The organism is Terriglobales bacterium, assembly GCA_035543055.1.
Lineage (GTDB): Bacteria > Acidobacteriota > Terriglobia > Terriglobales > Acidobacteriaceae > JAIQFD01.
The window spans coordinates 1-6,905 of sequence record DATKKJ010000141.1; the positions used below are offsets into that span (position 1 = coordinate 1).

Consider the following 6,905-nt stretch of genomic DNA (forward strand, 5'->3'; position numbering starts at 1 on the left):
CATCGGATCGTCGAGCGCGCCCGCGCCCGGTACCCGCGCTTCGGCCACCGACACCCGCCGCACCGCCGCCCGGATCTCCGCGTTGCCCAGCATCGCCGCCGCCTCGATCTGCTCCAGCGTCATCGGCGCAGCTTGCGAATGGCGCGCGTGTGTCTGCTCTTGGCCAAGGACCGACGACCAAAGACCAGCGACCAAAATCACTACCTTTAGGGGTCTCACCTTTCCCTCCAACTTCTGTGTGGGACCGCCGCCTCGGCTGTCCAAGCTCGCGTAGGGACGGGCGTCTCGCCCGTCCAGGTCGAGGCGGCTGGCAAGCCGCCCGACTGCGCACACCCGTGCGCCTGGCTCAGCGAAGGAAAGGGATTAGATTCTCAGGATGGAACTACAGTTCGGCCCGATGGGAGGCGACGGAGTGAGCTCCGACGCCGGAAGATACTCGGAAGTCTGCGGCCTGGGGACCGCGACGCGGCTCGCCCCGACCAAGACGCGCTCGTGCCCCGCCGCTCGCGGGGGCGCGATGGCCGCCGGCGACGGCCCGGGATTGCTGCTCATCACGCAGCACTGCTGCGGGTTCCGCTGCGCCACCTGCGTTGCGGCGTCCTTGCAGCATCCGTGCTGCTGCTCGGCCACGGCCGCAAACGCCGCCGCCATCGGCGCCAGCAGCAACACCATCAGCATGGCCGCCAGCACCACCCGGACATAGGACTGCCTCAGCATCGCTCCTATTACACTACCGCCCTGCACGTAGGTCTGTGACCGCGGTCACACCGCAGGTCAGGGCCACAAGTGCGAAGGCCGCGCCCCCGCGCGGCCTCTCTTCAACTATGTGCTATGCGCTATGCGCTATCCCGCTTTTTCCATCATCGCCACCGAGACGTCCCGTTTCTCCACCATCTCCTTGCTGACCTCGAATTCCTTCACCTTCTTCTGGCTGGGCAGGTGATACATCAGGTCGAGCATCAGCTCTTCCAGGATCATGCGCAGTCCGCGCGCCCCCACCTTGCGGTTCATGGCCTCCCGCGAGATGGCCCGCAGCGCCTCCGGCGAGAACTTCAGCTTCACGTTCTCGAACTCGAACAGCCGCTGGTACTGCTTGATGATGGCGTTCTTCGGACGAGTCAGGATCTCGATCAGCGCGTTCTCGTCCAGGTCATCGAGGATGCCCACCACCGGTAGCCGCCCCACGAACTCCGGGATCAGCCCGAACTTGATCAGGTCCTGCGGCTGCGATTGCAGCAGCAGCTCGGTATCGCGCCGGCTCGGGCTCGATGGCTGCGGCGATGCTGGCTGCGGCGGCGCCGGTTCCTGGCTCTCCTGCTCCGGCGTCAGGAACCCCATGGCTTTCTTGCCCACACGCCGGCCCACGATCTTTTCCAGCCCCACGAACGCCCCGCCGCAGATGAAGAGGATGTTGGTGGTGTCCACCGGCGTGAACTCCTGGTGCGGATGCTTGCGCCCGCCCTGGGGCGGCACGTTGGCGATGGTCCCTTCCAGGATCTTCAGCAGCGCCTGCTGCACGCCTTCGCCCGAGACGTCGCGGGTGATCGACGGGTTCTCGTCCTTGCGCCCGATCTTGTCCACTTCGTCGATGTAGATGATCCCGGTCTGCGCCCGTCCCACGTCTCCGTCCGCCGACTGCAGCAGCTTCAGGATGATGTTCTCCACGTCCTCGCCCACGTAGCCCGCCTCGGTCAGGGTGGTGGCGTCCACGATGGCGAAGGGCACGTCCAGCATGCGCGCCAGGGTCTGCGCCAGCAGCGTCTTGCCCGTGCCCGTCGGCCCGATCAGCAGGATGTTCGATTTCGACAGCTCCACCTCTCCGGCCCGCTGCCGGTTCATGTGGATGCGCTTGTAGTGGTTGTAGACCGCGACTGCCAGCTTCTTCTTGGTCTGCTCCTGCCCGATCACGTACTCGTCCAGGAAGGTCTTGACCTCCTGCGGCTTGGGCAGGTGGTTGGGCGCCGCCGCCGGGTGGGTCTCGCCCCGGTCGTCTTCCAGGATCGAGTTGCACACCGCCACGCACTCGTCGCAGATGTACGCCCGCGGGTAGTCGCTGGGCGACGAGATCAGCTTCGCCACCGCGTCCTGGCTCTTGTGGCAGAACGAGCAGCGTAACGTTTCTTCCGACCCCGACCGCGTCTTCACAGCTCCCTCACTTGTGCTGGTAGATGATGTCGTCGATTATGCCGTATTCCTTGCTCTGCTGCGCATTCATAATAAAGTCGCGCTCGACGTCTTTCTCGACCTTGTCGAGGCGCTGGCCGGTGTGCTTGGCCAATAATTGGTTGGTGATCTCGCGCATGCGCAGGATCTCGCGGGCGTGGATGTCGATGTCGGTGGCCTGGCCGGAGAGGCCGCCCATGCTGGGCTGATGAATAAGAATGCGGGAATTGGGCAGGGCGTAGCGCTTGCCGGGGGTGCCGGCGCACAGCAGAAGAGCGGCCATCGAGGCCGCCTGGCCGATGCAGATGGTGGTCACGTCCGGGCGGATGAACTGCATGGTGTCGTAGATGGCCATACCGGCGGTGATGGAGCCGCCCGGGGAATTGATGTACAGCGCGATGTCTTTTTCGGCGTCTTCGGCTTCCAGGAAGAGGAGCTGGGCGATGATGAGGTTGGCGATCTGGTCGTCCACCGGGGTGCCCAGGAAAATAATGTTGTCGCGCAGCAGCCGGGAATAGATATCGTACGCCCGCTCGCCGCGGCTGGTTTGCTCGATGACCATCGGTACCAGGGCCATATGCTCTCTTCCTTCTTAGTAGCTAGTAGCTGGTAGTTAGTAGTTAGGAAAAGCTGTGCGCAGCCGGCCCCTAACTACTAACCACCAACTACCTGCTACTACCAAAACTCGACACTCCTGCCCGACACTACCGTGGCTGGGGGAGGAAAGCGGGCCGCGTCATGCGGACCTGCTGTACAGGAAGTCGAGCGTCTTCTCGCTCCGGATCCTGTCGCGGATTCTATCCAGCGTTCCTTCTCGGGTCAAGCGAGCGCGGACCGCGTCGGCGGGCTGTTTCGACTGCGCCGCCAGGGCCTGCACCTCTTTTTCTAATTCTTCCTCCGAGACTTCGATCTTCTCCGCCTCGGCGATGCGGTCGAGGATGAGCGAGGCCTTCACTTCCTTGGTCGCGGCCTCGCGCTGGCCGGCCCGCAAGCGGGAGAAATCCATCTTCTTCATGTCCTCGGTGCGCATGCCCTGGGCGGCCAGGGCGCGCAGACCGCGCTCCAGGCGCAGGTCGATCTGGCGCTCGACCAGCGCCTCGGGGACAGGGAAGTCGTTGCGCCGGACCAGCTCGTCCATCAGCTTGTCCTTGGCTTCGTGCTCGGCGTGGTGCTTCTTCTCGTGCTCCATCTGCTCGCGGACCTTGGCCCGCAGCTCGCCCAGGTCCTTGAAGTCGCCGACCTCCTTGGCGAAATCGTCGTTCAGCTCGGGCAGGCTCTTCTGCTTGACGCCCTTCACCTTGACGCTGTAGCTGAGGGTTTTGCCGCGCATGCGTTCTTCCTGGTAGTCGTCGGCGTAGGTGACGTCGAAGGAGCGCTCGTCGCCGGCCGAGGCGCCGCGCAGGTGCTCGGTGAACTCCTTCACCGTGTTCTCGCCGCCGATGTGCACCAGGATGTCGTCCAGCTTCGAGGGCTTCATCTCTGGGGTCTCTTCCTTGGGTCGGCTCTCCAGCGAGACCTGGGCGAAGTCGCCGTCCTGGAGCGGGCGTCCCTCGACGGCGCTGAAGCTGGCCTGCCGCTCCTGGAGCTGCTTCAGGTAGTCCTCGACCTCCTGGTCGGTGACCGCGATCTCCGGCTTCTCCGCCCGGACTTCCTTGTAGCCGCTGACTTCGATGGGGGGCAGCACTTCGAAGGTCGCCTTGAAGCGCAGCGGCTGGCCGTCTTCGATCTTCAGGTCGGTGACCTTAGGCTGGGAGACGACGGTCAGGCCTTGCTTCTCCACCTGCTCGCGGAAGAACTTGGGGACCAGCTTGTCCACCACTTCGGACTTGATGTCCTCGGCGAAGCGGGCGCGGATGACGCTGGCCGGCACCTTGCCGCGGCGGAAGCCGGGCAGGCGGGCCTGCTTGGCGAACTGCTGGACCAGGGCGTCGGTCTCTTTCTGGACGATGTCGGCGGGGACTTCGATGGCGAGCTCGCGCTCGCAGCTCGGTTGGGTGTTGGCGGTGGTTTCGGGGCTCACTCTAGAGGTTCCTTCCTGGGTGGGGCAATCAACGATTTTATCAAATTTCGACAAAGTAGCCCGCGCGCCCTCGCGCGGGCCAGCATCTCGCTCTATCTTTACGAGTGTCATCCCGAACGGTTTCAACCGTGAGGGACCTGCTTTTCTAATTGTGTGGAGCAGCCGCCCCCGGCTGTGCGTCTTTCACCGCCAAGATCGCCGAGAACGCAGAGGAAATCGTGCCGGGGACCCCGCGGCCGCGCTACCTGGTCCTCTTCCGCCTGTCATCCTGAACGAGGGCGCATGCCCGAGTGAAGGACCCCGCAGAGGTTACGAAGTGCCCATTCCGCGCGCAGGCACCTCGGGGAGAATCCGTGCGGACTGCATTGGCGCTTCCAGCAGACGCGAGATCCTTCGACTCGGCGCATCGTCCGGCGAAGCCGGACGATGCGTCTCGCTCAGGATGACAATTGTGCGGGGGGCCGGGTCGGCGCAGCTGAAGCTGCGCCCCTACAAAGCAATCCCCTCAGGGAAAAGCGATCACCTCAGGGCCGAATCTCGATCGGGGTGCCGTCGGGGACCAGGGCCCAGATCTCCTCGATCTCCTGGTCGGTGACCGCGATGCATCCGTCGGTCCAATCGAACTTGCGGTGCAGGCTGCCGAGCCAGCCCAGGCCGTTGGTGATGCCGTGGACCATGATGTCGCCGCCCGGGCTGACGCCCAGCTTGCGGGCGCGCTCGCGATCCGCCGCGTTGGGATAAGAAACGTGCAGGGCGCGGTGGAAGTGGCTGTTCGGGTTGCGCCGGTCGATGGTGTAAGCACCCTCGGGAGTGCGATGGTCGCCCTGCTGCCGCTTGGGCTCCAGGCCGCCGCGCCCGAGGGCGACCGAATAACTCTTGATGACCTTGTCGCCGGACATCAGGTAGAGCTTGTGGTCGCGCTTGGCGACCAGGATGCGGTCGACTTTCTGCGCGGAGGCGAACGCGCAGAAGACGAACAGGAGCAGCCCGAGCTTCGCGAGGCGCGACATCAGCGGGAGTTTATCCCGGGTTCTGTCGCCGGTGAAGGGGCTCGGCCCGCTCGCGATGCCAACCCCGTGTTCGCGGCGGAGCCGCGAAGTCCGGGCTGAACCCCGGACCTACCGCCCGGGCTAAGTCCTTGCGCCCGCAGGCGGGCAGCGCCATCGGCGCGGCGGAAGGGTAGCCGAGGACGAAAGTCCTGGGTGGCGGGGGAAAGAAATATCCAAGCCCCGTAGGGACGACGGAGATTACGCGGCACAGCAGTGCCGCGTTCCATTAGCGATCTTTGCGCCGTCCCTCCGGGACTGAGCCCTGATTCCCATACCTACCCAGCACTCCCGTGCTGGGCTACCCATGCGCCGGCCCTTGCGGGCCTGGAGACCGGGCGGACTCGCTCCGCCGTGCAGCCTCGCTCAGGATGACAGCCGCAAAATAAACTTTTTGTCTCACGCCCGGCCGCAGCCCGCTAACCTGCTGCTACGCCATGCTTTAGCCGTCTCATTTATAGCTTTCAGCAATGTCAAGCCCGGCTTTTACCACCGCCGCAAGCCGCTGATTCCGCTTCACTTCGTGTTCTTCACTGCCATGTCCACAATCCTTCGATTTGCTACGCTGGATGTAGCGGGCCTCGCGCCCGCCCGCGCCTGTCGCGGAAGATCTTTGAAATCATCGCCCCTGTGCCGTCCCCGAGGGACTCGCCGCGATCTCTTCAGCTACCCAGGACTTACGTCCTGGGCTAACCTATGCCGTCCGCTCCGCGGACTGGTTTGCCCGCGACCCCACGACCGACACCCCCTAACTCCTTTGTTCAACAAATTTTGCAAGCCTTTCGTTGACCGCAAAGGACTTACCCGACACATCGACAAATAGTCGTCGTTAACTCCTTTGTTTCAACATATCGCAGGGGAGGGGGTAAGGGGCCTTTGATCTGTCCTGCTGCCGACCGCCGACCGACGACTGGTCCTCCTGTCTTTGCTGCCGACTGCCGATTGACGACTGGCGACTGACCCTACCGCCCCTTCTGGAACAGCTCGATGAGCTGGCGGATGCGGATGGCGTCGGCCTTGCGGTGGCCGTGGCTGAGAATGGGGTTGGTGCCGCCGCTGGAGTCGATGCGGATATCGGACCAGAGGATGCCGGTGGTGATCTGCACCGAGGCCACCTTGTCGATGGCGATGCTCTCCTCGGTCTGGCCGAAGAGCCGGGGCTTGATGCGCAAGACGTGTTCGGGGCCGACTTCGATGCGGGTGGGGAAGAGGAAGTATCCGCTGGTGAGGCGGCTGGCGGTGAACGATTCGACCTGTCCGGGCCTGGGCATGGTTGTAGATGAAACCATTTGGAATTTCAAATTTGTAATTTGCAAAGTGAAGAGAGGCTACTGCTTGAGCGATGGGGAGCCAGTGCCCAGGTCGAAGAGCGAGCCCAGGCAGGCGGCGAGCAGCGACAGGCAGGCGTAGGTCGTACCCAGATAGACCGCCTGGTGGATGGCGTTAGCGATGACCGCCGGGACCCGGCCTGTGATGCTGTGGAACATATCCAGTCCTGTTCCCCTAAACCCAGGAACCGGTGCGGAAGTGTAAAGATTTGTAATCAGCAGGAGACGGCGATGCGGGCGGCGGAGCGGAACACGTCGAGCAGCATCCTGCGGGTCAGCTTCCCGGTATTGGTGTTCTGCAAAGAAGGATGGTAGGCGCAGAGCAAGGTGACGCCGTGGGGAAGCCGG

Annotated in this window: 7 protein-coding genes; all 7 read right to left on the reverse strand. The window is 63.9% G+C overall.

Annotation, left to right across the window (positions count from 1 at the left end; genetic code table 11):
- Window positions 1–363: 363 nt before the first annotated feature.
- Window positions 364–717 carry a hypothetical protein gene (locus VMS96_09730; protein HVP43704.1) on the reverse strand — a complete coding sequence of 118 codons (354 nt, stop codon included), beginning with the start codon at window positions 715–717 and terminating at the stop codon, window positions 364–366.
- Window positions 718–843: 126 nt separating this feature from the next.
- A complete protein-coding gene (clpX, locus tag VMS96_09735; GenBank protein ID HVP43705.1) occupies window positions 844–2,145 on the reverse strand; it encodes an ATP-dependent Clp protease ATP-binding subunit ClpX in 1,302 nt (433 codons plus the stop codon).
- A 7-nt stretch (window positions 2,146–2,152) separates the two neighbouring features.
- Entirely contained in the window at window positions 2,153–2,740 is a 588-nt protein-coding gene (clpP, locus tag VMS96_09740) for an ATP-dependent Clp endopeptidase proteolytic subunit ClpP (protein ID HVP43706.1), read from the reverse strand.
- Between the two features lie 159 nt (window positions 2,741–2,899).
- Window positions 2,900–4,183 (reverse strand): trigger factor, encoded by a 1,284-nt coding sequence (gene tig / locus VMS96_09745; protein HVP43707.1) that lies wholly within the window; start codon window positions 4,181–4,183, stop codon window positions 2,900–2,902.
- Window positions 4,184–4,707: 524 nt separating this feature from the next.
- Complete coding sequence (locus VMS96_09750) at window positions 4,708–5,193, reverse strand: L,D-transpeptidase family protein (GenBank protein HVP43708.1); 486 nt, start codon at window positions 5,191–5,193, stop codon at window positions 4,708–4,710.
- 998 nt (window positions 5,194–6,191) lie between these two features.
- A complete protein-coding gene (locus VMS96_09755) occupies window positions 6,192–6,518 on the reverse strand; it encodes a hypothetical protein (GenBank protein HVP43709.1) in 327 nt (108 codons plus the stop codon).
- Between the two features lie 39 nt (window positions 6,519–6,557).
- Window positions 6,558–6,716 carry a hypothetical protein gene (locus VMS96_09760; GenBank protein ID HVP43710.1) on the reverse strand — a complete coding sequence of 53 codons (159 nt, stop codon included), beginning with the start codon at window positions 6,714–6,716 and terminating at the stop codon, window positions 6,558–6,560.
- Between the last annotated feature and the right edge of the window lie 189 nt (window positions 6,717–6,905).